This window comes from Plantactinospora sp. KLBMP9567 (assembly GCF_033446045.1).
Classification (GTDB): Bacteria; Actinomycetota; Actinomycetes; order Mycobacteriales; family Micromonosporaceae; genus Plantactinospora.
Genome location: NZ_JAWQRR010000046.1, coordinates 66,842 through 89,945, shown reverse-complemented (window position 1 = coordinate 89,945; position 23,104 = coordinate 66,842). Strand labels below are relative to the sequence as shown.

General features: G+C 71.9%; 20 protein-coding genes. 12 read left to right on the top strand and 8 right to left on the bottom strand.

The window, feature by feature from the left end; genetic code table 11:
- Window position 1 precedes the first annotated feature (1 nt).
- Entirely contained in the window at window positions 2-808 is an 807-nt protein-coding gene (locus tag R6Y94_RS35045; protein ID WP_318400716.1) for an ABC transporter permease, read from the bottom strand.
- A complete protein-coding gene (locus R6Y94_RS35040; protein ID WP_318400715.1) occupies window positions 805-1,767 on the bottom strand; it encodes an ATP-binding cassette domain-containing protein in 963 nt (320 codons plus the stop codon). Before R6Y94_RS35040 ends, R6Y94_RS35045 begins: the two co-directional genes overlap by 4 nt.
- A 242-nt stretch (window positions 1,768-2,009) precedes the next feature.
- Here R6Y94_RS35040 and R6Y94_RS35035 point away from each other — a divergent pair, with 242 nt between their 5' ends.
- Window positions 2,010-3,947, top strand: a complete 1,938-nt coding sequence (locus tag R6Y94_RS35035; RefSeq protein WP_318400713.1) for a DUF6020 family protein — start codon at window positions 2,010-2,012, stop codon at window positions 3,945-3,947.
- 41 nt (window positions 3,948-3,988) lie between these two features.
- Here R6Y94_RS35035 and R6Y94_RS35030 read toward each other — a convergent pair whose 3' ends face one another.
- Together R6Y94_RS35030 and R6Y94_RS35025 are read right to left on the bottom strand one after the other, a co-directional pair.
- Window positions 3,989-5,611: an acetolactate synthase gene (locus R6Y94_RS35030; protein WP_318400711.1), complete on the bottom strand. Its 1,623-nt coding sequence runs from the start codon at window positions 5,609-5,611 to the stop codon at window positions 3,989-3,991.
- Window positions 5,612-5,720: 109 nt separating this feature from the next.
- Window positions 5,721-6,494 carry an enoyl-CoA hydratase-related protein gene (locus tag R6Y94_RS35025; RefSeq protein WP_318400709.1) on the bottom strand — a complete coding sequence of 258 codons (774 nt, stop codon included), beginning with the start codon at window positions 6,492-6,494 and terminating at the stop codon, window positions 5,721-5,723.
- Between the two features lie 145 nt (window positions 6,495-6,639).
- Between R6Y94_RS35025 and R6Y94_RS35020 the strand changes: the two genes are divergently transcribed.
- The 7 genes from R6Y94_RS35020 to R6Y94_RS34990 all read left to right on the top strand — a co-directional run bounded on the left by R6Y94_RS35020 (window position 6,640) and on the right by R6Y94_RS34990 (window position 12,104).
- Window positions 6,640-7,119, top strand: coding sequence for a DUF6232 family protein (locus R6Y94_RS35020; RefSeq protein ID WP_318400707.1), 480 nt, complete (start codon window positions 6,640-6,642; stop codon window positions 7,117-7,119).
- Window positions 7,120-7,187: 68 nt separating this feature from the next.
- On the top strand, window positions 7,188-7,763 hold the full coding sequence (locus R6Y94_RS35015; protein WP_318400706.1) for a hypothetical protein: 576 nt from the start codon (window positions 7,188-7,190) through the stop codon (window positions 7,761-7,763).
- Between the two features lie 57 nt (window positions 7,764-7,820).
- The gene (locus R6Y94_RS35010) at window positions 7,821-8,078 is read left to right on the top strand and encodes a hypothetical protein (RefSeq protein WP_318400704.1); all 258 of its coding nucleotides are present in this window, start codon (window positions 7,821-7,823) and stop codon (window positions 8,076-8,078) included.
- Window positions 8,079-8,268: 190 nt separating this feature from the next.
- On the top strand, window positions 8,269-9,582 hold the full coding sequence (locus R6Y94_RS35005) for an ABC transporter substrate-binding protein (RefSeq protein ID WP_318400702.1): 1,314 nt from the start codon (window positions 8,269-8,271) through the stop codon (window positions 9,580-9,582).
- An 11-nt stretch (window positions 9,583-9,593) separates the two neighbouring features.
- Window positions 9,594-10,556: a sugar ABC transporter permease gene (locus R6Y94_RS35000; protein ID WP_318400701.1), complete on the top strand. Its 963-nt coding sequence runs from the start codon at window positions 9,594-9,596 to the stop codon at window positions 10,554-10,556.
- Window positions 10,553-11,527: a carbohydrate ABC transporter permease gene (locus tag R6Y94_RS34995; RefSeq protein WP_318400699.1), complete on the top strand. Its 975-nt coding sequence runs from the start codon at window positions 10,553-10,555 to the stop codon at window positions 11,525-11,527. Before R6Y94_RS35000 ends, R6Y94_RS34995 begins: the two co-directional genes overlap by 4 nt.
- Window positions 11,528-11,621: 94 nt before the next feature.
- Window positions 11,622-12,104: a DUF6232 family protein gene (locus tag R6Y94_RS34990; RefSeq protein ID WP_318400697.1), complete on the top strand. Its 483-nt coding sequence runs from the start codon at window positions 11,622-11,624 to the stop codon at window positions 12,102-12,104.
- A gap of 209 nt (window positions 12,105-12,313) precedes the next feature.
- Here R6Y94_RS34990 and R6Y94_RS34985 read toward each other — a convergent pair whose 3' ends face one another.
- Window positions 12,314-12,880, bottom strand: coding sequence for a hypothetical protein (locus tag R6Y94_RS34985; RefSeq protein ID WP_318400695.1), 567 nt, complete (start codon window positions 12,878-12,880; stop codon window positions 12,314-12,316).
- A 362-nt stretch (window positions 12,881-13,242) separates the two neighbouring features.
- Here R6Y94_RS34985 and R6Y94_RS34980 point away from each other — a divergent pair, with 362 nt between their 5' ends.
- From R6Y94_RS34980 to R6Y94_RS34965, 4 genes are all read left to right on the top strand, one after another.
- The gene (locus R6Y94_RS34980; RefSeq protein WP_318400694.1) at window positions 13,243-13,821 is read left to right on the top strand and encodes a hypothetical protein; all 579 of its coding nucleotides are present in this window, start codon (window positions 13,243-13,245) and stop codon (window positions 13,819-13,821) included.
- A 240-nt stretch (window positions 13,822-14,061) separates the two neighbouring features.
- Window positions 14,062-16,452: a protein kinase domain-containing protein gene (locus R6Y94_RS34975; RefSeq protein ID WP_318400692.1), complete on the top strand. Its 2,391-nt coding sequence runs from the start codon at window positions 14,062-14,064 to the stop codon at window positions 16,450-16,452.
- A 16-nt stretch (window positions 16,453-16,468) separates the two neighbouring features.
- Window positions 16,469-17,923 (top strand): serine/threonine-protein kinase, encoded by a 1,455-nt coding sequence (locus R6Y94_RS34970; RefSeq protein ID WP_318400690.1) that lies wholly within the window; start codon window positions 16,469-16,471, stop codon window positions 17,921-17,923.
- A gap of 68 nt (window positions 17,924-17,991) precedes the next feature.
- Entirely contained in the window at window positions 17,992-18,810 is an 819-nt protein-coding gene (locus R6Y94_RS34965) for a hypothetical protein (protein ID WP_318400689.1), read from the top strand.
- Window positions 18,811-18,830: 20 nt separating this feature from the next.
- On the opposite strand, the gene R6Y94_RS34960 is transcribed toward R6Y94_RS34965, so the two are convergent.
- The 3 genes from R6Y94_RS34960 to R6Y94_RS34950 are packed head-to-tail and all read right to left on the bottom strand — an operon-like array spanning window position 18,831 to window position 23,085.
- Window positions 18,831-19,658 (bottom strand): CoA ester lyase, encoded by an 828-nt coding sequence (locus R6Y94_RS34960; RefSeq protein WP_318400687.1) that lies wholly within the window; start codon window positions 19,656-19,658, stop codon window positions 18,831-18,833.
- Entirely contained in the window at window positions 19,658-20,863 is a 1,206-nt protein-coding gene (locus tag R6Y94_RS34955; RefSeq protein ID WP_318400686.1) for a CoA transferase, read from the bottom strand. Before R6Y94_RS34955 ends, R6Y94_RS34960 begins: the two co-directional genes overlap by 1 nt.
- A gap of 50 nt (window positions 20,864-20,913) precedes the next feature.
- Entirely contained in the window at window positions 20,914-23,085 is a 2,172-nt protein-coding gene (locus R6Y94_RS34950) for an alpha/beta hydrolase-fold protein (protein ID WP_318400684.1), read from the bottom strand.
- Window positions 23,086-23,104 lie beyond the last annotated feature (19 nt).

Sequence of the window (23,104 nt, the reverse complement as noted above, 5' to 3'; positions counted from 1 at the left end):
CTCACACCCGCCGCATCACCGCCCGGACGGCCAGCGGGGCGAAGACCACCGCGATGCCGAGCACCCAGAGCAGCGAGGTCACGATCGGCCCCGACTCCGGTCCGGAGACCAGCAGCCCGCGCAGCGCGTCGGCCAGCGTGGAGACCGGGTTGACCTTCACCCATGCCTGGAGCCAGCCGGGCATGCTCTCGGTCGGCACAAACACGTTGCTGGTGAAGGTCAGCGGGAAGATCACCATCATGCCGAAGATCTGCACCTTCTCCGGATCGCTCACCAGCACACCGACCAGCACCGAGATCCAGGCGGCGGCCAGCGAGAAGGCGAGCAACAGCGCGAACGCGCCGAGTAGGCCGAGCGGGCCGGTACCGATCCGGAAGCCGAGCAGCACGCCGATGCCGAGCAGCAGCGCGATCGACCACGCCTGCTTGACCGTGTCGGCGAGGATCCGCCCGGCCAGTGGCGCCCAGCGGGCGATCGGCAGCGAGCGGAGCCGGTCGAAGACTCCCTTGGTCAGGTCGGTGTTCAGCCCGAACCCGGTGGTCATGGTGGCGAAGAGCGCGTTCTGCACCATGATGCCGGGCAGCATGAACCGCAGGTAGTCGGTGGGGCTGTCGGCGATCGCGCCGCCGAAGACGTACGTGAAGAGCAGCACGAACATCAGCGGCTGGATGCTGAGGTCGAGCAGCTCCATCGGGTTGTGCTTGATCTGCACCAGGCTCCGCCAGGCCAGGGTCATGGTGTGCCGGAGCCCGACCAGCGGGCCGACCCGCCGGGTGGGTACCGGCATGGGTGCGCTGATCGTCGTCATGCCGGCACCCCCGCCAGTTCGGTCCCGTCCTCGGCCCGGTGACCGGTGAGGGACAGGAAGACCTCGTCCAGGCTCGCGCCCCGCAGCGCGAGTTCGGCGATGGTGACCTCGGCGTCGTCGAGCCGGCGTACCACCGCGGGCAGCACCTCGCCGCCGCTGACCGGCACCGTCGCGGTCTGCTGGTTCAGCTCCGGCTCGGCACCGGCCACCTCCCGCAGCACGCCGACCACCACGGCCAGGTCACCGGGGTCGGCCGGGCGGACCACCAGCGCCTGCCCGCCGACCTTCGTCTTCAGCTCCTCCGAGGTGCCCTGGGCGATCACCCGGCCGTGGTCGATCACCGCGATCTCGTCGGCGAGCTGGTCCGCCTCCTCCAAATACTGGGTGGTGAGCAGCACGGTCACCCCCGAACCGACGAGGTCCCGGACGATGCCCCAGAGTTCGGTACGGCTGCGCGGGTCCAGCCCGGTGGTCGGCTCGTCCAGGAAGAGCACCCGGGGCCGGCCGACCAGGCTCGCCGCCAGGTCCAACCGCCGCCGCATTCCTCCGGAGTATGTCTTCGCCGCCCGGTCCGCCGCGTCGGAGAGGTGGAACTCGGCGAGCAGTTGCCGGGCCCGGGACCGGGCGTCGCCCCGGGACATCCCGAGCAGCCGGCCGATCAGCAGCAGGTTCTCGGTGCCGGTCAGCGTCTCGTCGACCGAGGCGTACTGGCCGGTGAGGCCGATCACCTGCCGCACCTGGTGCGCCTGGCGGAGTACGTCGTACCCGCCCACGGTGGCGGTGCCGGCGTCCGGCCGGAGCAGGGTGGCGAGTACCCGTACCGCGGTGGTCTTCCCGGCCCCGTTCGGGCCGAGCAGGCCGAAGACGGTGCCGGCCCGTACTCCCAGATCCACGCCGGCCAGCGCGGTGGTCTCGCCGAAGCGTCTGACCAACCCCTCGGCCCGGATGGCGTAACTCATGAACTGTCTCCCGTCGGTCTTTCATCGGTGTCCCCATCCTGACCAACGGGTCTGACTCCGGGCTGACACCGGCTGCTCGGCGCTGACAACCGGCTGACGCGCACGGGCGGCCCCGGCCGGTGCGTAGTCGGCCGTTCCGGGGACTCGTGGCGGACGGCGGCCGTAGCATGGCCCAGATCGGTGCCCACCACCCCTCGCACCGCAGGTCGGCGCGGCCGCGCCCGGGGCGAAGGACGACAGGCATGGCACACGGGGTGGTGACCGGGCCGGCATGGCCGGCGGACGGGTCGGCGGAATCCGACGACCGCCGGCCCCACCGGCCGGGGTGGCTCGGGGGTTCGTCGGCGAGGCTCGGCGGGCTGACCTTCGGGCTGACCCAGGCGGTACTGCTGTTCTGGTGGGCCGCCCGCTATCCCGGACTCTTCAGCCCGGACTCGCTCGACCACGTCTGGCAGGCCACCACCGGCAACTGGAACACCCACCACCCGGTCAGCTACACCGGACTGGTCTGGCTCTCCGTGCGGCTCACCGGCGGAATCGGGTGGCTGACCCTGATGCAGACCACCGCGCTGGCGGCCGGCCTGGCGTACGCGGTCACCGGCCTGCGCCGGATCGGCGGACCGGCCTGGGCCTGGACCACCGCGGCGGTGGTGATCGTGGCGCTGCCTCCGGTCGGCACCTTCACGGTCTGCGTCTGGAAGGACGTGCCGTTCGTCGTCTGCCACGTCTTCCTGCTCGGCACGGTCGCCCGGATGCTCGCGGCACGCCGACCGGCGGTTACCGGTGCGCAGGACCGGGCGCACGGTCCTGGTCCCGATGGTGGCTGGCCGAGCCGGTGGACCGCCGGTACGGTCGTCCGGCACACCGCACCGGCGCCGCGGAAGGGCGGAGGTCCGGCCGGAAACACCCGGCGGATGCCCTGGAAACTACTCGGCGCCCTCGCCGCCGAGCTGACCCTGAGCTGCCTGTTCCGGCAGAACGGCTTCGTGGTGGCGGCGATCGTCACCGTGCTGCTGGCCCTGCTGCTGCGCGGAACGGCGCTGCGGATCCTGCTCGCCGGGGTGGTGGCCGCCACGGTCGCGCTGCTGACCAACTGGACCCTGCTGCCCGCCCTCGGGGTACGGGACAGCGAGTCCATCGTGGCCTACGAGGCGTTCCTCGCCGACCTCGCGATCGGGTACGCCGAGCGGCCGGCCGACTTCCCCGCCGCCGACCTGGCCATGCTGACCAAGGTGGCGCCCCTGTCGCACTGGCGGCAGTCGGCGGACTGCTACACCGTCGACTCGACCGTCTACCACCCCGACTTCGACCGCAAGGCCGCGGCGGCACACCACCAGGACCTGCTGTCGGCCTGGTGGCGGCTGGTACGCCGGTCGCCGGAGACGGTGCTGGCCGCCCGGATCTGCCGGAGTTCGATCGCCTGGCGGCCCACTCCGGCGGGCGGGTTGCGGGCCAACCCGACCGCCTGGGCGCTGCCGACCTATCTGGAGCGGGATCCGAGGTTCCAGCGGGCGGAGGTGCTGGCCGTCGCGTACAGCCAGCCGCTGGCCGAGCAGGTCAGCGACGTGGCGGACGTGCTCGCCAGCCGGGTCGGCCGGCCCGAGTGGCTGCTGTGGCGCGGCGCGACCTGGGCCTACCTGGCGTACCTGACGGTCGGGTTGCTGGCCTGGCGCCGGCGGGACCGGGCACTGCTGGCGCTGGCCACGCTGAGCCTCGGCAACCAGCTCTCGGTACTGGCCGTCAACAACGCCCAGGCCGCCCGCTACATGGCTGCCCCGTTCGTGCTCGGGGTACTGCTGCTGCCGCTGCTCGCGGCCCGCGACCCGGACCGGGCCGGTTCGGGCGCCCGGGCGGCGAACCGGGCGTGGCGGACCGGGGCGTCGGCCGGCGCGGGTGGGGAGCCGCCGCTACGGGTCACCGACCTGACCGTGGTCGCCGAACCCGGCATCGCCGGCCCGGCCGACCCGCTCGACCCGGATCACCGGCTCGATCCTGCATCCCGGCTCGAACCGGCGGACCAGCTCGAACCGGCGGACCAGCTCGAACCGGCGGACCAGCTCGAACCGGGCCCGCGGCCCGACTGGACCGACCAGGTCGACGCGGCGGACGAGCCCGGATTCCGGCCACCGCCGATCGGCCCGGCCGAATGGTGGACCGACTCCGCCGACCGGTACCGCTGACCACCGCGCCGAGCGGGTCTCGCCGAGCGCGGGTGGACGGATCAGGCGAGGTTGGACGAGCGCGGGTAGGCGTCGGCCGGGTCGGTCAACACGTTGACCAGGTACGGCACCTGAGCGTCGAACGCCCGCTCCAGCGCCGGTCCCAGGTCGGCCGCCTTCGCCACCGTCTCGCCGGCACCGCCGAGCGCGCTCACCACCTGGTCGTAGCGCAGCTCGGGCTGGAGGTCGGCGGCGACGTCGTAGCCGTACATGCCGCGCATCGGGTGCTTCTCCAGGCCCCAGATGCCGTTGTTGCCGACCACGATCACCACCGGCAGCTTCTGCCGGACCAGCGACTCGACGTCCATCAGCGAGAATCCGGCCGCGCCGTCGCCCATCAGCACGCAGATCTGCCGGTCCGGGTAGCTCACCCGGGCACCCATCGCGTAGCCCATGCCGGTGCCGAGGCAGCCGTACGGGCCCGGGTCGAGCCAGGTACCGGGCTGGGCCGGCTCCAGGTAGCGCCCGGCGTACGAGACGAAGTCGCCGCCGTCGCCGATGGTGACCGCGTCCGGGGCGAGCACCCGGCGCAGTTCGCCGTAGACCCGGGCCGGCTTGATCGGGTCGGTCTCGGCCGCCATCGCCGCCGCGTCCTTGGCCCGGGCCGCCTCCTCGGCGGTACGCAGACCGTCGAGCCACGACTCGTGGTCGGCCCGCTCACCGGAATACTCGGCGAAGGCGGTCAGGATCAGCCGCAGGTCGCCCGCCGGGCTGACGGCCGGCTCGACGTGCTGGGCCCGCTGACTCGGCGCGTCCACCACGTGCACCACTTGGGCGTCGCCGAAGTCGCCGAAGCCGAGCCGGAAGTCGAGCGGGGTGCCGACCACCACGACCAGGTCTGCGCCGCCGAGCGCCGCCCGGCGGGCCTTGGCGAAGCCGAGCGGGTGGCCGGGCGGCAGAGCCCCGCGACCCATCCCGTTGGTGAAGACCGGTACCCGGAGCGCCTCGGCGGCGGCCCGCAGCGCCTCGACGGCGTCCCCGGCGTAGACGTCGGAGCCGGCGATGATCACCGGGCGCTCGGCTGCGGCGATCAGCCGGACGGCCTTCGCCACCTCGTCCGGGTCCGGCTCGACGGGCGCGACCGCCGGTCCGGCCGGCGGCTCCACGTCACCGGTGGAGAAGATCACCTCCAGCGGCAGGTCCAGGAAGACCGGCCCCCGGTGCGGGGTCAGCGCCGTGCTGAGCGCCTCGGCGACCGCACCCGGTACGTCGTCGGTGGACCAGACCGTGCCCGCGTGCTTGGTCACCGGTGCGACCAGCGGGACGTGGTCGATCTCCTGGAGGCTGCCCGAACCCCAGCGGAAGGCCGGGGCGCGACCGCCGAGCACCAGCACCGGGGAGGCGTTGAAGAAGGCGCTGGTCAGCCCGGAGATCCCGTTGGTGACCCCGGGACCGGCGGTGAGTACGGCCAGCCCCGGCCGGCGCTGCAACTTGGCCACCGCCTCGGCGGCGAAGACGGCAGACTGCTCGTGCCGGACGTCGTAGATCGGAAAGTCGGTACGGTGCGCCGCGTCGTACAGCGGGAAGACGTGGCCACCGGAGAGGGTGAACATCTCCCGCACGCCGTACGCCCGCAGGGCCGCCAGGGCCAGGTCGCCGCCGTGTCCTTCGATCCGTTCCGTCATCGCCGCTCCTGTCGTCCGCCGTGCCTGCCGCTCGTCCGCCGGGGTTCCTGCGAGGTTACCGGCCGGTCGGAAATAACGTGAACGACACTCACCTATCCCGGGAAGGTGCTCACCGACCCGTGAAGTCGGGGCGGCGCTTCTCGACGAACGCGGCCATCCCCTCCCGGCGGTCGTCCGTGGCGAAGAGCCCGGCGAAGAGCTGGCTCTCCCAGGCCAGCCCGGAGGCGAGATCCATCTCCAGCCCGCCGTCCACGGCCAGCTTCGCCGCCCGCAGCGCCTGGGCCGGACCGGTCAGGTAGGGCCGGACCAGCGCCACCGCCTCGGCGTACACCGACTCGGCCGGGACCACCCGGTCGGCGAGGCCGATCCGGAGCGCCTCGGCGGCGTCGACCATCCGGCCGGACATGATCAGATCCTTGGCCCGGGCCGGGCCGACCAGCCGGGCCAGCCGCTGGGTGCCGCCCGCGCCGGGGATGATGCCGAGCTTGATCTCCGGCTGGCCGAGCTTCGCGTCCTCGGCGACCACCCGCCAGTCACAGGCCAGCGCCAGTTCGCAGCCGCCGCCGAGGGCGTACCCGGTGATCGCCGCGACCACCGGCTTCGGGATCCGGGCGAGCGCGCCGAGCGCACTGGAGAGGTCGGCGGCCCGCTCGGCCATGTCGACGTACGACATGTCGGCCATCTCCTTGATGTCCGCGCCGGCCGCGAAGACCTTCTCCCCGCCGTACACGATGACCGCGCGGACGTCCGGGTCGGCGGAGACCGCGGTGGCGGCGGCGCGCAACTCCTCCTGCACTCCGGTGTTCAGCGCGTTCATCGGCGGCCGGTCCAGCCGGATCGTGCCGATGCCCTCGTTGGTCTCCACCCGGACGAAGTCGCCCACAACCCACCTCCACGTCGAAGTCGCGAGGCTCACCCTAACGGGCGTTCTGCCAGCCCCGGCAGATCGGTGGGGATTCACCATGGCCCCTGCGGGGTACCGTTTCCAGATACCCTGAGCACGTCGGACTCACCCGAGCGGAACGGCGATGACCACGTACTACGACGACCGCACGATACGGATCACCTCCGAGGCGATCCGGGTCGACGGTCGGGCCTATCCGCTGGCCGAGGTCGCCCGGGTCTGGCACGTCCGGGGCGCCCGCTCCTGGGGCACCCTGGCCGGCCGGGGCGCGTTGCTGGCCGGGCTCGCCGGCCCGCTGATCGCCGCCGTCGTCGGCATCCTGATCGCGGTACGCCTGCACACCTCGCTCACCGCCACCATCGCGGTCGTCGGCGCCTCCATACTCGTCGGGCTCGCCGCCGCACCGGTCGCCGACTATCTGCTGGAGCACGTCGACCGCAGCTACGCCCGGGGCGCGCACCGGCTGGAGATCTGGGCGCAGTGGCGCGGGGTGCCGGTCCGGCTACTCAGCACCGGCGACGCGCTGCGGTTCGGCCAGGTCTACCGGGCCCTGGAGCGGGCCGTCGAGCAGTTCGCAACCGTCACTCCCAGCCGCAACCGCTGACCGGCGGAAGCGCCGCGACACCCGCACCATCACGCCGGGTGTCGTACCCCTCTCCTAACGTACCGGCCATGCCGAGTGCGGAGCACGAGTCCCCGGTTGCCCTGGCCAAGCTCGACCCGAGCCTGGTGGCCTGGTTGCTGAGGCACGTGTTCGACGTGAAGGTTCCCGACTACCACCACGCCCGTCCGCACGCCACGGACGTACGGGTGCTGGTCCCACGCACCTACCACGCGGACGGCATGCTGCTCTTCTGCGACCCGAGCGACCAGCCGCTGCTCGCGGTCGTACTGGAGATCCAGCGCGGCTGGGACTCCACGAAGCGACGCACCTGGAAGCTCTACGTGGCCCAGCTCGAAGCCGAGTTGGACGTCGACGCCGCGCTGCTGGTCTACTGCCCCGACCTGCGGACCGCCCGCCGCTACCGCGGCATCTTCGAGTTCGACGGATTGAGCCTGGCACTGCGGCCGTTGATCTTCACACCCAGCGATGTCCCGCTGGTCGTGGACGTGGACCTGGCCCGGACCAACCCGGCACTGGCCGTGCTCTCGGCCATCTGCCACGGCCACGACGCCCGGGTGGAAGCCACCTTCCCGGCGCTGATGGCAGCGCTTCGCTCAGTCAATCCGAAGACCGCGATCTTGTAATATGACGTTGTACTGGCCGGGCTGCCGGCGGCGGCCCGGACTCGTTGGGAGGCTTTCATGACCACCACTGCGAGGTACGAGTACCACAGCGAGTTGTTCCGGGAACTCGCCGCCAAACACGAGGAGCAGGGCGAGGCCCGGGGTGAGGCCCGGGGCGAGGCCCGGGCGATCCTGACCGTGCTCGACGGGCGAGGCGTGACCATACCCGCCGAGGCCCGAGAGCGGATCCTCGCCTGCACCGACCTGGCCCAGCTCGACACCTGGCTCCGCCGCGCCGTCAACGCCACCACCGTCGACGACGTCCTCGGCGCATAGGCCGTCGCCAGCGGGCGACGACGACTCACCGGTTGCGATCGTGGGCCGCGCCCCGGTCGATCCGGCATCCATTGATCTAAGTTCTTGACCCTCTTCCGCCTACCCTCCTACTGTTGCCAGCAGGTTTCGTGCGCGGATCGGCTGCTGCGCGGCGGTGTCGATCCGTCCCGCAGCGGCGCGAGGAGACACGATGGCGACTTTTCCGTCCAGCCCGTCCCCGACCTCCCACGCCGCGTCGAGTCCACTGAGCCGACGTCGTCTGCTCGGCGGTGCCGCGTACGCGGCCGGCGCGCTGACCCTGCCGGCGGGGCTGGCGGCCTGTGAGAAGCCGACCGAGGGCGGCAGCGGCGGCGGGACGGTGACCCTTGGCTCCAACTACTCCGACGAGGTGCCGAAGAAGGCGCTCGCCGAGGTGCTCGCCGGCTCCGGGCTCGACGTGAAAATCAACACGGTCGACCACAACACCTTCCAGGAGAACATCACCCGCTATCTCCAGGCGACCCCGGACGACGTCTTCAGCTGGTTCTCCGGGTTCCGGATGCAGTATTTCGCCGCCCAGGGGCTGGCCACCGACATCTCCGACATCTGGCAGTCGATCGGTGGGGACTTCTCCGCCGCGATGAAACAGGCGTCCACCGGCACCGACGGCAAGCAGTACTTCGTGCCGTTCTACTACTACCCGTGGGCGATGTTCTATCGGAAGAGCGTGTTCCGGGAGAAGGGCTACCAGGTCCCGAAGACCTGGGACGATCTCAAGGCGCTGGCCGCGAGAATGCGCTCGGACGGGCTGATCCCGATCGCCATGGCCGACAAGGACGGCTGGCCCGCGATGGGCACCTTCGACTACATCAACATGCGCAGCAACGGGTACGACTTCCACGTCAACCTGATGGCCGGCAAGGAGTCCTGGGAGGACAGCCGAGTCAAGCAGGTCTTCACGCTCTGGCGGGAGCTGCTGCCGTACTGCCAGCCGGGGGCGAACGGACGGACCTGGCAGGAGGCGGCGCAGTCGCTGGGCCAGAAGCAGACCGGGATGTACCTGCTCGGCATGTTCGTCGGCCAACAGTTCCAGGGCGAGGTCGCGGCCGACATGGACTTCTTCCCGTTCCCGCAGATCGTCGAGGCGCACGGGCAGGACGCGGTCGAGGCGCCGATCGACGGCTTCATGATCTCCAGCAAGGTGAAGAACGTCGACGGGGCGAAGGAGCTGCTCCGCTATCTGGCCAGCGCCAAGGCGCAGAACGCGTACCTGCGCAGCGACCCGAACAACGTCGCCACGCACAACGGCGCCGACACCAGCGGCTACAGCGACCTGCAGAAGAAGGCGGTCGAGCTGGTCGGCGGGGCGAAGCAGATCTCCCAGTTCCTCGACCGGGACACCCGGCCGGACTTCGCCTCCACGGTGATGATCCCCTCGTTGCAGAGCTTCCTGAACAAGCCGGACGACGTCGACGGGCTGTGTAGGCGGATCGAGTCGCAGAAGAAGACCATCTTCGCCTCCTGAGGGCGGTGCCGGTGACCCCGATCCCGACGGCACCGCCGGTCGAGGCTGGGCGGGCGGGGGACGTACCCCGGTCACCGGCCCGGCGACGACGGCGCCGAATCGGCCGGTTCACCCCGCGCGACATCGCGGTGATCGGGCTGCTGCTCGGCCTGCCGCTGCTGCTCGACCTGGCGCTGATCTGGGGGCCGGCGCTCGCCTCGATCGGGCTGTCGTTCACCTCGTGGGACGGGCTGGGCGAGATCCGGCCGGTCGGGCTGGACAACTACGTCAACATCGTCAGCAACTATCCGCCGTTCTGGCCGGCGGTCCGGCACAACCTGCTCTGGCTCGCCTTCCTCGGCCTGGTCGCCACCCCGTTCGGGCTGTTCCTGGCGGTGCTGCTGGACCGGGAGATGCGGTTCACCCGCTTCTACCAGACCGCCTTCTACCTGCCGGTGGTGCTCTCGCTGGCGGTGGTCGGCTTCCTCGCCCAGCTCATCTTCTCCCGCGACTACGGGGCGGCGAACGCGCTCCTGGGCCGGACCGACAACCCGGTCGACTGGCTCGGCGACCCGTCGATCAACCTCTGGTCGGTACTGCTGCTGGTCGGCTGGCGGCACGTCGGGTACGTCATGCTGCTCTACCTGGCCGGGCTGAAGGCCGTCGACCCGGCTCTGAAGGAGGCGGCGGCGATCGACGGGGCGAACGAGGCGCAGACCTTCTTCCGGGTGGTCCTCCCGACGCTGCGCCCGGTCAACGTGATCGTGCTGGTGATCACCGTCATCGAGGCGCTGCGGGCGTTCGACGTCGTCTACGCGATCAACCGAGGGCGCAATGGTCTGGAACTGCTCTCGGTGCTGGTCACCGACAACATCGTCGGGGAGGCCAGCCGGATCGGGTACGGCTCGGCGATCGCGGTGATCCTGCTGCTGATCTCTACCGGCTTCATCGCGGCCTACCTGGTGCAGGTCTTCCGGCGGGAGGACGAGGCATGAGCAGCGGGGTGGGCGGGATCGGCGGCGTGGGCAGCGCCAGCGGGGTCGGGGTCGAGGAGCGGGTTACCGCTGGGCGTCGGCCGGCGTTAGCCGGCGGCCCGCGCCGGAAGCGGCCGGTGAGCCCGTGGCGGGTGGTGGTCCGGGTCTTCCTCTGGGCGATGGCGCTCGGCTGGCTCGTACCGCTGCTGCTGCCGCTCTACGCCTCGCTGCGGCCGTACGCGGAGACCGCCGCCGAGGGCTACTTCTCGCTGCCGAAGACGCTGAACTTCGACTACTACGTGCAGGCGTGGCAGGGCGGCAACCTGCCCCGGCACTTCCTGAACACCCTGCTGGTGGCCGTACCAGCGGTGGTGTTGACGCTCTTCTTCGCCTCGTTCGTGGCGTTCCTGATCTCGCGGCGCCGACTGCCCGGCGGTCGGCTACTACTGATCCTCTTCACCGCAGGCAACCTGCTGCCGCAGCAGGTGGTGCTGACCCCGCTCTACCTGACGTACACCAAGCTCCCGCTGCCGTGGTGGATGAGCTGGCCGTCGGAGCTGGTCTACGACTCGTACTGGGGGATCATCGCGATCCACGTCGCGTTCCAGACCGGGTTCTGCGTCTTCGTGCTGAGCAACTACATGGACACCATCCCGCGCGAGCTGATCGAGGCGGCCACGGTGGACGGTGCCGGGGTGTGGCGGCAGTACTGGCAGGTGGTGCTGCCGCTGGTCCGGCCGGCGCTCGGCGCGCTCGGCACCCTGGAATTCGCCTGGATCTACAACGACTTCCTCTGGGCGGTCGTGCTGATGTCCACCGGCGACAAGCTGCCGGTGACCAGTGCCCTGAACAACCTGCGGTCGGTCTACTTCACCGACTACAACCTGCTGGCGGCCGGGTCGATCCTGGTCGCGCTGCCGACACTGATCGTCTTCTTCGTGCTGCAACGGCAGTTCGTCGCCGGGCTGACCCTCGGCGCCAACAAGGGCTGAGGCTCGCGGGTGGTCATGTCCAGCCCTCGGGCTGACCCGAATCCGACCGGGTCCGGGAGTAGCCGGGCGTCGGCGGTCGCGCTTTGCTGGAACGGTGACGCTCTATTACCGGGACGACACGGTACGGGTAACCTCCGAGACCATCCACGTCAACGGGCGCAGCGTGCCGATCGCCGAGGTGTCGTACCTCTGGCACGCCAGAGGCCGGGGTACGGCCCGGACCCGGGGGCGGCTCGCCGGGCGGGGTGTACTCATCTTCCTGCTGTCGATCCCGCCGCTGGTGGTGATGGTCTGCGTGCTGTCGCTGGCGTACTCGGCCCAGGACCGGGGCGAGTGGAGGCTCGCCGCGATCGTCCTGGCGGTCTGTGTCGTCGGCGCGCTCGCGCTCTTCCCGTTCCTGGAGGTGCCGCTGTACTGGCTCGACCGGTCGTACGAGCGCGGCGCGAAGGTGCAGGAGCTGTGGGTGCAGTACGGGGGTGAGGAGGTCATGCTGCTACGCAGTTCGGACGCGCTGCGGTTCGGGCAGATCTACCGGGCGATCCAGCGCGCCATCGAACAGCACAGCGGCGACCGCTGACCCGAACCCAGGGCTGAACACGGCTCGCGCCGGCCTCGTGCCGGCAGCTTCACCTGGCGACTGGGACGTTTCCTCGAAGCCGGTCGAAAATCGACGCCGCGCTGCTGGTCCACTGCCCGACTCCACTCCAAACGACTATCAGTCAGGGCCGTCCTCGGCTGCCGGATGGCCACCTCTGATCCGCCGAGGCTGCCACCTCGCGACATCGACTACAGGAGCCTGGGCCGTCTGGACTCCAACCGAAGCCGTCGCCGATCATTAGTTCGGCACCAGAACGACAGATCGTGAAATTGCGGAGCATCAGTGCGTGCGAAATCAGCGATCCCTCCTCTGTCACCGCAGACCACCGCCGATCCAGGGGCATGTATTTGGGACGCGCCGGCGAGCAGCGAAGCGATATCAGGCGCAACCTGCCGCCACCGTCCATTCTCGGCGAAAAATATCACGCCGGGGTTTGAAATCGATTCCGAGTAGTCGAGCGCGAAGGGGCGCTCCAGACCCAGATCACCGATGAGCACGGTGCGGTCCGCGGATATGACTCCAGGTCGGTCAACGCCATCGACGTCCCCCAGATACCAGATCAAAATATCAAGGTCGAGATTGAACAGGCTTTCGGTCCGCTCCACCATGGCTTTCAAGCTGTAGAACGCGGGATAGTCCGGGTCCTCGCCAAAAACCCCGGACATCAGCCGCTTGTCAGCCGGAGGGGACCAGTGCCCATTATTGACTACTTCGACCAGAACGGGTGGCACGGGAAGCTCGTTAACAACGATCACAGACCCGGCTCCTTGTCCCGTACCGGCTACCGGTCGTCGCAGAGATCGCATCTCCGGCCCGTTGCCGGCGCTGATGGGGTGCACACGAGGCTCTATGGATTCGTTACAGCGCATGCAAGAGCAACTACCACTGAACCCTTTTTCAACCTCCCTTGCGGTCCGTCGGAGCACGACCGCTAGGTCGGACGCGGTGTGTGAGCGCCGCGCGGTTCAGGTTGAAAATGGTTCACTCGTCAGAGCGCCGCTCATCGAGGTGGACAAAGTCGCCGGGCCTCGCGGGCACGCGGCTCGGCTCGGGAGGGGTCCCCGGGAGTCCGGGTTAGAAACGGGTGGACATCCGAGCCCAGCATCAGGAGCCGATGATGACTGTCTCTACCGCCGCCACCGGCGTGGCCCGCAGGATCTCGTGGCAGACCGGATGCGCGCTGCTCGCCGTACTGCTCTCGGCCGGTTGCGGCGCACGGCGCGACAGCGACGTAGCGGAAAACCCGACCAGTAGCCCGTCCAGTACCGCCGCATCCGCCGTCGCCACCGCCTCGCCGACCCCCACCCCCGCTCCCGACGCCACCACCCCAGCTCCGATCCGGGTCCGCGCCGCCGCCGACGGCCGGCGCTACGCGGCCTGCGCGGACGGCACCTGCGAGGTGGCCGTGACCAAACCGGTCCGGATCAGGGTGGACGGCGGCACCTTCTCGGTGACCAAGGTGAAGCGGGACGTCCAGCTCGACTTCAAGCTGACAATGCCGACCGGTGCCGGCGGATCCGGCACGTTGAAGAGCTGCGGCGTGATGAAGTTCTATCTCGGCGGCGGCGGAGGCGTGGTCACCTGCGGCGCCGACGGCGTACCGGAGCGACCGGCACGGGAACGCGGAGCGTTGTTGGTGCAGTTGGCCGGCTGGACCTCCGACGGTGCCGGCGTACTGCGTCTGGTGTCGGGTTAGGACGGACAAGGCCGTACCAAAAAAAGGGGGGCGGACGGCGCTTTTGTGCCGCCCGATCGGGCCCGGCCGTCGCGGCCGGGCCCGTACCCGCCTGCCGGGGACGGGTGCGCCGGACGGGCTGCCGATGGTCGGGGCGGACTGACTACAGTCGGACGTTAGGTGGCCCGGTCGATATGACGACCTTCCGTGATCGTGTCGACGGCCGCACCGCACCGCGTCACGGCACCGGGAGGGCAGAGGTTGAAGCCGCTACTGCCGTCCGACCCGGACCGTGTCGGCCCGTACCGTCTGGCGGCCCGGCTGGGCGGGGGCGGGATGGGCGTGGTCTACCTCGGACACTCACCCGGTGGCCGAGCGGTCGCGGTCAAGGTCGTCCGGGAACGGTTCCACAGCGACTTCGAGTTCCGGGCCCGGTTCCGGCGCGAGGTGGCCGCCGCCCGCACGGTGACCGGTGCGTTCACGGCGTCAGTACTGGACGCCGACCCGGAGGCCGCCGCGCCGTGGCTGGTCACCGCCTACCTGCCGGGCCTCTCGCTCCGGGAGGCGGTCCGGGCCGAGGGACACCTGCCGCCGGCAGCGGTACGCCTGCTGGCCGCCGGCCTGGCCGAGGCGCTCGCCGGCATCCACCGGGTCGGCCTGACCCACCGCGACCTGAAGCCCGGCAACGTCATGCTGACCGCCGACGGCCCACGGGTGATCGACTTCGGCATCGCCCGACCCGAGGACGCCACCGCGATCACCCAGGTCGGCTCCATCATCGGCACCCCGGGGTTCATGTCACCGGAGCAGGTCTCCGGCGGCGTGACCGAGCCGCCGAGCGACATCTTCTCGCTCGGCGCGGTGCTGGCGTACGCGGCGACCGGTCGGGAACCGTTCGGATCCGACGCGACCCTGACCACCCTGTACCGGGTACAGACGGCCCAGGCGGATCTGGACGGCATCCCGGATCCCTGGCTGTTGGACCTGATCACGACCTGCCTGCGGGTGGTACCCGGGCAACGGCCGTCGGCGGCGCAGTTGTTGGACCGGCTCGGCGCGATGGCGAGGGCGGTGGCGGGTACCGGATGGTTGCCCGCGTCGCTCGCCGAGGAGATCGACCGGCGCACCGCCCAGGCCCGCCACCTGCTCCGGTCGTCGGCGGCCCGGGCCACGGCCTCGACGCCGATCCCGACGGCGATGCCGGCACCCCCGGGGGAAGACCCCCTCGCACCAGGCGGAAGCACCTCGGCACCGAGCGAGAGCCGACCGGGCCCGACCGGGAACCCATCGGGCCCGGCCGAGAAGACCCGGGACCCGACCGGGCACACGTGGGCGCCCGACGCGAACACCCGGGCCCCGGGTGCCAACACACTGGATCCGGGCCACGGCACACGGGAGCCTGGCAACGCAGTTCCGGGTGCGGCGGTCCCGGTCCCGGGTACGGCGGTCCCGGTCCCCGGTGCCGAGGGCGGCTGGCCGGCCGTCGGGACGGCGGAGCCGGCGAAGCACGGCACCCCTGCCGGCAATCGACGGCTGGACCGCCGGTACCTGCTCGGCGGTGCCGTCGGCGCGCTCGCCGTCGCCAGCGGCGCCGGGTTCCTGTTCCGAGGGCGGAGTTCGGATCGCGCCGCCCCGACCGGTACGCCCGCCCCGTCGAGCGCCCCGCCGGCCCCGACCGCCGCCCCACCGACGGCGGTACCCAGGTGGAGGGCGAAGGTGAGCGCCTACTACCCGGAGTTGTTCGCCGCCGGTGGCGTGGTGCTGGCGAAAACCCAGGAGCAGGAGTTGTACGCGCTGAACGCGCGGACCGGCCGGACCCGCTGGAAGCATCCCGCGACGCTGACCGGCACGGTCGCCGGCGGCCTGGTGCTGGTTGCACAGAGCAGCAACCCTCGACTGACCTCCGTCGACCCGGTCTCCGGCACGACCCGGTGGAGGTACCGGGTGCGGTTTGGCGAGTTTCCGCTCTGGCCGGTGGTCGCCGGATCGGTGCTGTGTTGCGGTCTGGATCCGGTCAGGGCGCTGGGGGTACGGGACGGTCGGGAGCGTTGGGCGGCGCGGATCGGTGAGATCCACAACCTCGCCGCAGGCGACGGAGTCGTCATCGCGGCAAGCGACACCGAACTGATCGCCTTGAACGCCAAGACCGGGCGGACCCGGTGGCGGTGCCCGATGGACTACGCGTTCTACCTGCTGGTCGGCGAGGGACTGGTCTTCGCCGTCGACCGCAACCGCGCCCTGCACGCGGTACGCGCCGACACCGGGGCGATCGCCTGGCGGATCGCGACGTTCGGCGGCAGTTCACCACCCCAACTGGGCGGCGGCACGCTCTATGCCACCGGGGGTCGCGGCGAGGTCTTCGCGCTGACGGCCGCCACCGGTGAGCCGCGCTGGTCCCGGAGCCTGGATGCCGACAGCGCGGTGCGGCTCTCCGGTGACACGCTCTACGCGGCGAGCACCGACGGGACGCTGTACGCGCTGGACGCGGCCGACGGTCGGCTGCGCTGGACGTACGAGGCGAGCATTGTCCGGCCGCCGGTGCTGTCCAACAGCGGGCTGGTGGGTATGGGCGGGCTGGTGTTCGTCGGCACCCGAGAGGGGTACGTGGAAGCGCTGGTCCCGCCGACGGGAGTCGCCGGTGCGGCCGCTTGAGCAGCACGATCCGCGAGTGATCGGGCAGTACCGCATCCTCGCGAGGATAGGCGCGGGCGGCATGGCGCTCGTCTACTTCGGACGCTCGGTCGGCGGCCGGGCGGTGGCGGTCAAGGTGATGCACGCCGAGTTCGCCGTCGACCCGGCGTACCGGGCGCGCTTCCGGGGCGAGGTCGCCGCTGCCAGGGCGGCGGGTGGACGGTACAGCCCCGGGGTCCTGGACGCGGCTCCGGACGCCCCGCGCCCCTGGATGGCGACACAGTTCCTGCCGGCGGTGTCGCTCCGGGACGCGGTACGCCAGCTCGGCCCGCTGCCCCCCGACGCGGTCTGGTCGCTGGCGGCCGGCATCGCGGAGGCGCTCACCTCGATCCACGCCGCCGGCATCGTGCACCTCGACCTGAAGCCGGCGAACGTACTGCTGACCGCCGACGGCCCACGGGTGATCGACTTCGGGATCGCCACGGCAACCGGACCCGGCTCGACGGCGCCGGACGGCGCCCGGGCCGGCTCGTGGGGATTCCTCTCCCCGGAGCAACTGGCCGGTACGCCGGTCGGTCCGGCGAGCGACGTCTTCTCGTTCGGCGCGACGATCGCGTACGCCAGCACCGGCGCCCCGCCGTCCGAGAACGGGCTCGCCGGGCTCGCCGACGACGAACTGCGGACGCTGATCGCCGGCTGTCTGCGTCCCGATCCCGCCGCCCGGCCCAGCCTGCCCGAGCTGACCGGTCGACTGGCCTCGGCCATCCGGGAGCGGCCGGCCGGTGCCGCCGGGCTGCCGCCGGCCGTAACGGCCGAGATCGACCTCCATGCCAGCGAGGCGGAAAACCCGCCGCTCCCGCTGCCCCCGCTGACCCCGGGGCCGACAGGGCCGACAGGGCCGACAGGGCCGACGGTCAGGATCGAAACCGGCGAACCGCAGCCGCTCGGACGCGGACCGTCCGACGTGGCCCGCGCACATCCCCGATCACCGCAGGCGGCAGCGCCGGGCGTCGGCGGCGAGACCGATCGGCCGGGGCCGGTGCGTCGGGTGGACCGACGGGCCCTGCTGCTCTCCGGTGGGGTGCTCGCGGTGGCCGGCGCCGCCGCCGGGCTGCTGGCGCTGCTGCCGGACGAGCCCGGGCCGGAGACGACGCCACCGCGGTCCAGCACCCCGCCCGCACCGCCCCCGGCCAGCACCGTCGCGGTGCGCCAGACCCGTACGCTGGAGTTCTACGTCTTCGGCAGGACCACGCTGAAGTCCCTGACCATCACGGTCAACGGCGAGGCGGTGACGGTACGCAACGTGCCGCTGCCGTACCGGCGGACCGTCGAGATATCAATGGCGGAGAACCAGACCACCTGGCGGATCGACTACCGCATCACCACCGGCAACCTAAGCTGCGTGGTCCTGCTGGACGGCGTCGAGCGCTACAACGGCAACGGCTCCACCACCGGCAAGGAGACCGACGGCTCCGGCCACGGCGTCGTCTGATCCGGGACCCCTCCCGAACCCGGTCGCCTACCGTGGCGTCCTGGGTGTGCAGCGGAAGGAGACGAGCGGTGACGATGTCCTTTCCCAGGTCGTCCGGCAAGGTCAGCCTGCTGTCGAGGGAGACCGGCAGCCTGGCTCGCGGCCTACCGCCGGCCCGGCCGGAGACCCTGTTCGTGCTCGGGGTCAACGGCGGGATGAGCGTCGCCCCCGACGCCGGTTTTCCACTGGTCTTCGGGCGCAACGAGCCGCAGGTGCACGTCTGCGTCGGCGCCGGTGACCCGCACGTCAGCCGGCGGCACGGAATCATCACCCGGGAGCACTCGCGCTGGGTGCTGAACAACATCGGCCGGCTGCCGATCCGGTTGCCAGGCTCGTGCCTGGTGCTCGGCGGCGACCGGGCCGAGCTGCCGCTCGGCTACACGCCGCTGTTCATCGTCGGCCCGCGCCAGGATCACCTGCTGGAGGTCCGGGTCGCCGCGTCGACCTCGCGGTCGGGCGCGACGGACGGGCACGAAGCCGAGACGCGGGACCGCGAGCGATGGGAGCTGAGCCCGGTCGAGAGGCTGGTGCTGGCCTGCCTCAGCCAGCGGTACCTGCGGCACGAACCACAGCCGCAGCCGCTGACCTGGGCTCAGGTCGCCGCCGAACTGGGCGCGTTGCAGCCGGCCGAGGAGTGGAGCTGGCGGCGGGCGGCCCACATCGTCGCCAAGGTCCGCACCCGGCTCAGCCGTACGGTCCCGGGGCTGATCGAGAAGGAGGTCCCGCCGCCGGTCGGCAACACCCTCAACCACAATCTGATCACCGAACTCCTGGTCACCACGACGATCACCAGGGTCGATCTCGGGCTGCTCGACGAGGAGGCGGTGCCGCCGGCGCCGCCCGGGTGAGCCGGCCGGCGGCACCGAGGTCAGCTCCCGCAGAGGTACCGCTCGGCGAGTTCGACGGTACGGCGGGCCGCCGCCACCATCGCCCGGTCGGCGAACCGGCCGTCCGGCAGCACCACCGTGCCGGAGTCCCGGGTCTGCGCCTCGGCCACCGCGTCCAGTAGTTCCCGGGCCCGGGACACCTCCTCGGCCGAGGGCCGGAACGCCTCCACGATCACCGGTAGCTGCCGGGGATGGATCGCGGTCCGGCCGAGGAAGCCCATCCGGCGCCCGGCCGCGCACGACTCGGCCAGCCCGGACAGGTCGGTGACGTTGGGGTAGACCGGCAGCAGCGGCGGGGGCAGGCCGGCGGCGCGGGCGGCGACGACGATCCGGCCGCGTACCCAGGAAAGCCCCTCCTCGGCGGTCACCCCGAGATCGGAGCGCAGGTCCGCCTCGCCGAGCCCGATCGAGGCGACCGCCGGGTCCGCGCCGGCGATCTCGTACGCCCGCTCCACCCCGACCGCCGACTCGACCAGCGGATGCAGCGGCACCGACACCCGCGCACCGACCGCCCGGACCGCCTCCGGGGACTCCACTTTGGGCAATCGCAGCCCGGCCAGCCCCGGCGCACCGGCCAGGGCGTCGAGGTCGGCGGGCAGGTCCGGCCCGGTCAGCTCGTTCACCCGGACGAAGACCGGCACCCGACGGGGGGCGGCGACGAACTCGGCGGCGGCGTCCCGGGCGTACGCCTTGCGGGCCGCCACCACCGCGTCCTCCAGGTCCACGATCACCGCGTCGGCGCCGGAGTCGACCGCCTTGCCGAACCGGTCCGGCCGGTCGCCCGGCACGTAGAGCAGGGTGAGCAGCATCAGATCGCTCCCGCCGCCCGCAACTGCGCGATCTCCTCGGCGGTGAGGCCGAGCCCGGCCAGCACCTCGTCGGTGTCCTGGCCATGCGCCCGGCCGGTGTGCCGGATCCGCCCCGGCGTCCCCGACATCCGGAACGGCACGTTCTGCATCCGCACCGGCCCGAGGTCGGAATCCGGCACCGAGACTGCGGTGCCGAGCGCCGTGTACTGCGGGTCGGCCAGGATGTCGCGTACGTCGTAGATCGGCGCGACCGCCGCCTGCGCCTCCTCGAAGGCGGCCACCACCTGGTCGGAGTCCCGGGCCGCCACCCAGGCCCCGACGGCGCCGTCGAGCACGTCTGCGTGCGCGGCCCGGCCGCTGCCGGTGGCAAACCACGGCTCGTCGACCAGCTCGGGGCGGCCGACCAGCCGCAGCACCCGTTCGGCGATGCTCTGCGCACTGGTCGAGACCGCCACCCAGCGCCCGTCCGCACACCGGTACGTGTTCCGGGGCGCGTTGTTGTTCGACCGGTTGCCGAGCCGGGGCTGTACGTAGCCGAGCTGGTCGTACCAGGTGATCTGCGGGCCGAGCATCGCCATGATCGGCTCGATGATCGCCAGGTCGACCACCTGCCCGGTGCCGGTGACGTCCCGGGCCCGCAGTGCCAGCATCACCGCGTAGGCACAGGCCAGCGCGGTCACCGAGTCGGCCAGCCCGAACGGCGGCAGTGTCGGCGGGCCGTCCGGTTCACCGGTCGCGGCGGCGAATCCGCTCATCGCCTCGGCGAGGGTGCCGAACCCGGGCCGCCGGGCGTACGGGCCGGACTGGCCGAAGCCGCTGATCCGGGCGATCACCAGCCGGGGGTTGACCTCGTGCAGCTCGGCCGGGCCGATCCCCCAGCGCTCCAGCGTGCCGGGGCGGAAGTTCTCCACCAGTACGTCGGCGTCGGCGACCAGTCGGCGCAGCACCTCGGCACCGGCCGGGTCGGAGAGATTGGCGGTGACGGTCCGCTTGTTGCGGCCCAGCACCTTCCACCAGAGCCCGATCCCGTCCTTCGCCGGACCGTGCCCCCGGGACGGGTCCGGCTTGGCCGGATGCTCCACCTTGACCACCTCGGCCCCGAAGTCGCCGAGGAATGCGGTGGCGAGCGGGCCGGCGAAGAGCGTCGCCAACTCCACCACCTTCACCCCGGCCAGCGCGGCCGGACCAGAGCTCTCCGCCGGCACAGCCGGACCAGAGCCCTGCGCCGGCACGGCCGGAGCAGAGTCGCCCGTCGTCACGGCAGTCCTCCGGTCGGGTCGACCGACGCCACGAAGACGTCGCCGCTGCCGAGGGCGGCACCGCCGGCCGGAGTGCCGACGGTCAAGCCGCTGACCAGCAGTTTTCCGTCCCCGGCCCGGGTGGCGTAGACGTTCTCCTCGCCGAAGGCGTCCACCGCGTCGTCCCGGGCGGTGCCGTACTGCGCCGCCAGCACCTGCTTGCCGCGCCGGTCGAGCCGCAGGGTGAGCACGTCGGCCGCACCGGCCGGTACGCCCAGGGCGCTGCCGGTGAATCCGACCACCGCGACCTCGCCGCCGGGCAGCGCCAGCACCTCGGCACCGGCGTCGTCGCCGGCCCCGCCGCTGACGGTCCGCCACCGCTGCCGGCCGGTTCCGTCGTACGCCACGGTCAGCACGTCGGTGCCGCCGACGGTGGCCTCCCCGCCGGTGCCGCCGGTGGCGACCACGGTGCCGGTGGTGGTGACGGCGAGCCCGGTCAGCAGGTCGTCGCCGGTGCCGCCCTCGGCGTCCGTCCACTGCCGGGCACCGTCCGGGGTGAACCGGGCCAGCCAGCCGTCCGTGCCGCCCAGGTGCGGGCTGCCGGGCATCCCGGCCGAGGTGCTGCCGGCGAGGTAGACGCCGGAGGCGTCGGCCGCGACCGCGTACGCCTTGTCCTCGCCGGGACCTCCGAACTGTCGGCTCCAGCCCACCCGCCCGTCCGGGCCGAGCCGGACCAGGATCGCGTCCTTGTCCCCGGCGCTGGTGCCACCGTAGGCACCGCTGGTGTAGCCGGCGACGTACGCGCCGCCGTCCGGGGCGGGTGCGACCGCGTAGAACCGGTCCGCCTTGGTCGGGTCGCCGAGCTGGGTCAGCCAGGCCCGCTCGCCGGTGCCGGTCAGCTTGGCCACGAACCCGTCGTCGGCCGGGCTGCCCGGATGCGCCCCGTCGAGGTCGCCCCGGGTGTAGCCGGCGGCGAGCACTTCACCCTCGGCGACCGGTACGACGCCGTAGAGCCGCTCGTTCGCGGGAGTGCCGAACTGCGTCGTCCACCGTGGTGTACGACGGTCCGGCCCGAGCCGGGTGACGACCGCGTCGAGCCCGCCCGCGTACGGCTGGCCGCCGACCGGGCCGGAGGCGGCGTACCCGATGGTGGCGCCGCCGTCCGGCGCCGCCGCGATGCCGCCGGCCCAGTCGGTGCCGGCGGAGCCGAGCGGCGGACCGGGCAGCCCGGCCGGCGGGGTGGCATTGAGTGTCGGCGCGAGCTGCCGAAGACCGTCGACGAAGGAGGGCCGCCAGACGTCCCAGTCGTGGCCGCCGTCGACGACCCGGAACTGCGCGGCGACCGCCTCGGAGCGGCGCACGGTGTTGTAGAGCGTGGCGGCCTCGTAGTCGAGGTCGTGCGCGGCGTCGACCGGATCGGGGTTGGCCCACTCGTCGTCGCCGACCGCGACGAACATCCGCACCGGCAGCTCCGGGTCAAGGGTCGGCAACAGGGCCGGATAGTTCAGCCGGCGGTAGACGTCGGCGGAGAACCGTTCCTCGCCCGCGCCGAAGGCCCCGTACTCCCGGGCCGACGAGTCCGACGGCGGCAGCGGGCGGTAGACCGCCGGGCTGAGCACCAGGGCGTTCGCGAAGAGGTCCTGGTGGGCCAGGGCGTACCGCAGCGCACCGGCGCCGCCCATCGAATAGCCGCCGACCAGCCGGGCTCCCCGGTGTGCCGAGGTGCGGTAGGTGGCGTCCACATAGGAGATCAGGTCGCGGGTGAGCGCCGTCTCGACCGGCCGGCCCGGGTCGTCCGCCCCGGTGTAGCCGGAGTCGACGTACCAGCTTCCCCGGCCGCTCCACGGCGCGTCCGGGAGTACCGCGATGACCGGCGGCAGCTCGCCGTCGGCGATCACCCGGTCCAGGTCGGCCTTCACCCGGGTCCACGCCGACATCGTGTCGCCACGCCCGTGCAGCAGGTAGAGCACCGGATACCGGACGGTGGCGTTGCGCCGGTCGGCGTAGCCGTACGGCAGGTAGACGGTGTAGTCGATCGGCGAGCCGAGCGCCGCCGACGGCGCGCTCGCCGTGCTCAGCGTGCCCGCCCGGTCCCGGCCCGCGGCGGCCCCGCCGGGCACGGCGCCGACCAGGCCGACCGAGAGCAGCAGTACCCCGGCCACACCGCCGAGCCGCCATGGTCTCCTCATCCGGTCCTCTCCCTCAGGT

What these genes read in the sequence shown, in the direction of transcription:
- R6Y94_RS35045 (WP_318400716.1), bottom strand. Translation starts at nt 808, where the DNA reads ATGACGACGATCAGCGCACCCATGCCGGTACCCACCCGGCGGGTCGGC.
- R6Y94_RS35040 (WP_318400715.1), bottom strand. Translation starts at nt 1,767, where the DNA reads ATGAGTTACGCCATCCGGGCCGAGGGGTTGGTCAGACGCTTCGGCGAG.
- R6Y94_RS35035 (WP_318400713.1), top strand. Translation starts at nt 2,010, where the DNA reads ATGGCACACGGGGTGGTGACCGGGCCGGCATGGCCGGCGGACGGGTCG.
- R6Y94_RS35030 (WP_318400711.1), bottom strand. Translation starts at nt 5,611, where the DNA reads ATGACGGAACGGATCGAAGGACACGGCGGCGACCTGGCCCTGGCGGCC.
- R6Y94_RS35020 (WP_318400707.1), top strand. Translation starts at nt 6,640, where the DNA reads ATGACCACGTACTACGACGACCGCACGATACGGATCACCTCCGAGGCG.
- R6Y94_RS35015 (WP_318400706.1), top strand. Translation starts at nt 7,188, where the DNA reads ATGCCGAGTGCGGAGCACGAGTCCCCGGTTGCCCTGGCCAAGCTCGAC.
- R6Y94_RS35010 (WP_318400704.1), top strand. Translation starts at nt 7,821, where the DNA reads ATGACCACCACTGCGAGGTACGAGTACCACAGCGAGTTGTTCCGGGAA.
- R6Y94_RS35005 (WP_318400702.1), top strand. Translation starts at nt 8,269, where the DNA reads ATGGCGACTTTTCCGTCCAGCCCGTCCCCGACCTCCCACGCCGCGTCG.
- R6Y94_RS34995 (WP_318400699.1), top strand. Translation starts at nt 10,553, where the DNA reads ATGAGCAGCGGGGTGGGCGGGATCGGCGGCGTGGGCAGCGCCAGCGGG.
- R6Y94_RS34980 (WP_318400694.1), top strand. Translation starts at nt 13,243, where the DNA reads ATGACTGTCTCTACCGCCGCCACCGGCGTGGCCCGCAGGATCTCGTGG.
- R6Y94_RS34960 (WP_318400687.1), bottom strand. Translation starts at nt 19,658, where the DNA reads ATGCTGCTCACCCTGCTCTACGTGCCGGGCGACCGGCCGGACCGGTTC.
- R6Y94_RS34950 (WP_318400684.1), bottom strand. Translation starts at nt 23,085, where the DNA reads ATGAGGAGACCATGGCGGCTCGGCGGTGTGGCCGGGGTACTGCTGCTC.